The 2,540-nt window shown below is 61.8% G+C and carries 3 protein-coding genes; 1 reads left to right on the top strand and 2 read right to left on the bottom strand.

Going from position 1 to position 2,540, the window contains the following annotated elements; genetic code table 11:
- A partial coding sequence (locus EP26_RS30465) for a sugar transferase (protein ID WP_211259632.1) occupies positions 1 to 515 on the bottom strand: 515 nt, incomplete at its 3' end.
- Between the two features lie 528 nt (positions 516 to 1,043).
- On the opposite strand from EP26_RS30465, the gene EP26_RS34365 reads away from it, so the two are divergent.
- A protein-coding gene (locus EP26_RS34365) for an IS630 family transposase (protein WP_157033978.1) occupies positions 1,044 to 1,989 on the top strand; the annotation gives its coding sequence in 2 pieces (ribosomal slippage) (positions 1,044 to 1,382 and positions 1,384 to 1,989; 945 coding nt in all).
- Between the two features lie 5 nt (positions 1,990 to 1,994).
- Here EP26_RS34365 and EP26_RS35970 read toward each other — a convergent pair.
- Entirely contained in the window at positions 1,995 to 2,222 is a 228-nt protein-coding gene (locus EP26_RS35970; RefSeq protein WP_157033977.1) for a hypothetical protein, read from the bottom strand.
- Between the last annotated feature and the right edge of the window lie 318 nt (positions 2,223 to 2,540).

Below are 2,540 nucleotides of genomic sequence, written 5' to 3'. Positions count from 1 at the left end.
GCCCATCCGGTGATGCCGGGGCGGACGCAGGCGCGGTCCTTGTAGTGGGGGATCTGCTGCTCAAGCTGCTCGACGAAAGCGGGGCGCTCGGGTCGCGGTCCGACCATGGCCATGTCGCCGCGGAGTACGTTGAGCACCTGGGGGATCTCGTCAATGCGGCTGAGCCGCAGGAAGCGGCCGATGCGGGTGACGCGGGGGTCTTGCTTGCTGGCCCATTGGGGTGTGCCTGAGGCTTCGGCATCGACCCGCATGGAGCGGAACTTAAGGACGGTGAAGCGCCGGCCGCCGAGGCCTATGCGCTCCTGGCCGTAGAAGATGGGGCCGCGGCTGTCGAGCTTGATGGCCAGCGCCACCAGCAGCAGCAGGGGCAGGGTGCCGAGCAGCAGGGCCAGGGCGCAGGCCAGATCCAAACCGCGATGCGCCGCCGCCTTGAGTTGCCCCTGGCAGTTGGCGCGGGCGGTGGCCAGCCAGCCCTCATGCAGCTGGTTGAGATCCAAGTAGATCCGGTCCGACATGCCGCCTCTTCCATCCAAAAGTAGATACGTGTGCCACTTTATAAACAGAGGGTTGACAGATTGTCTCTACCTCGAAGCGTGTTTCTCATAATTTAGAAGCTTGGCCATATGAATTGGCCGTGAGGACGAACCCCAAAGCGCACTTATGCGTTTCGTGTTGATAACGCTCATTGAGAGAGTTAAAATCTACCTATGGTCGCTTACTCATCAGAGGCACGTGCTCTGCCCGTGCCACCGGAGACAGAGCGAGGCCTCGACCCCGGTACCCGCCGGTTCGGCCAAGGTGTGGTTGTCGCTCTGAGCCTAAGCGCCGCACTTTGGGCGCCGATTATCTACATCCTGGTTCGACGGTAAAGCGCCGCGCTCAACGTTGCGTTACATCCGGTCCCGGCAGCCCCAGCCCCATCGCCGCAGTGTCAAGCAGCGCGACGTCACTAGAGCGGGATGCGTTCAGGCTGAGTCGATTTTGCTTCCCGACGCGGCGGGAGATCTGATTCAAGATGCTGGCTGGATAGGAGGCCAGCATCGATGGCTGCACCCTATTCGTGTGACCTGCGCGAGCGGGTTGTGGAGGCGGTTGAGCGAGGCGGCATGTCTCGCAATCAGGCAGCGCGGCATTTTGGGGTGGCAATCAGCACGGTCATCGCCTGGGTAGCGCTGTTCCGAAAAAACGGCAGCGTGGTGCCCGGCCAGATGGGTGGCCACAAGCCTCGGAAGATCGCTGGCGACCATCGGACCTGGCTGATCCAGCGTTGCCAGTCGGCTGATTTCACGCTGCGCGGCCTGGTGGCTGAGTTGGCAGAACGCGAGGTGAAGGTCGACTACCGGGCTGTCTGGGAGTTCGTGCACGCGGAGAAGCTCAGCTTCAAAAAAAACCCTGCACGCCAGCGAGCAGGATCGCGCCGACGTCGCCCGTCGGCGCGCCCAGTGGCAGCGCTATCAGGGGCGGATTGATCCGGCGCGGCTGGTGTTCATCGATGAAACCTGGACCAAGACCAACATGGCGCCGCTTCGGGGCTGGGCGACAAAGGGCAAGCGACTGCTGAGCAAGGCGCCGTTCGGCCACTGGAAAACCATGACCTTCGTGGCTGCTCTGCGGCACGACTGCATCGTGGCGCCGTGGCTGCTCGACGGTCCAATGAACGCGGAGCGGTTCCGGGTCTATGTCGAACAGGTCCTGGTGCCGACTTTGAAGCCAGGCGACCTGGTCGTCATGGACAACCTCGGCAGCCACAAAGGATCGGCTGTGCGCCGAGCCATCCGGCGGGCTGGCGCAAAGCTCTTCCTGCTGCCGAAATACTCGCCCGATCTGAACCCCATCGAGCAGGTCTTCGCGAAACTCAAACACCTACTGCGACAGGCTGCCGTCCGCACCAGCGACGCGGTGTGCGCCACTATAGGCACACTCCTCAGTACCTACACGCCCCAGGAATGCACCAACTACCTGAAGCACTCAGGATACAACCAAACCTAAACACATCACGCTCTAGCCCGCCATTGTTTGCTCGCCATCAGCTTGGTCGCCTCGGCCGCCGGCATTCCAATCGCCGCGCCGATCGCGGCCGGGGTTTTTATGCCGCGGTTATGCAGCGCCTGGCCGACCAACATCCGCAGCCGGATCGTCTGAAACCGATCAACATCGCGCTGACGACGCTCAGCGGATGAGATCTTCGGCTTCGCGGGCGGAGTATCGACGGATGAGCTCATGCCTGGAAGTTAGACGCCATAGCGTCTGAATGGCATGGGCAGAAAAGGGGACGCGGAGAGGGCAATCGGACCGTTGCCGCCGGGGAGATGGCAGGGTCTCTCCGCTGCCGGGACTATGGCTGATGGCTATCAACCAAATGCAGCCATACAACCGAGAGCAGCATCGGAAGCAAAGATCGAAAATCTACATAAATAAACTTATACCCGACGTCCGAAGGTCTGGCTCTTGGGGCTTGATCCGACGCGGACGGACGTGATTCATCGGCTGGCATGGCATATGGGGATGGACCATGCCGGCACTGATGATCCGCGAAGACA

It is taken from the genome of Belnapia moabensis DSM 16746, from assembly GCF_000745835.1.
GTDB classification, from domain to species: domain Bacteria; phylum Pseudomonadota; class Alphaproteobacteria; order Acetobacterales; family Acetobacteraceae; genus Belnapia; species Belnapia moabensis.
The sequence above is the reverse complement of the archived record's forward strand: the minus strand, read 5'-3'. Positions and strand labels throughout refer to the sequence as shown.

Excerpts from the sequence above, each read along its gene's own strand:
- EP26_RS35970 (WP_157033977.1), bottom strand. The coding sequence starts at position 2,222 with ATGAGCTCATCCGTCGATACTCCGCCCGCGAAGCCGAAGATCTCATCC.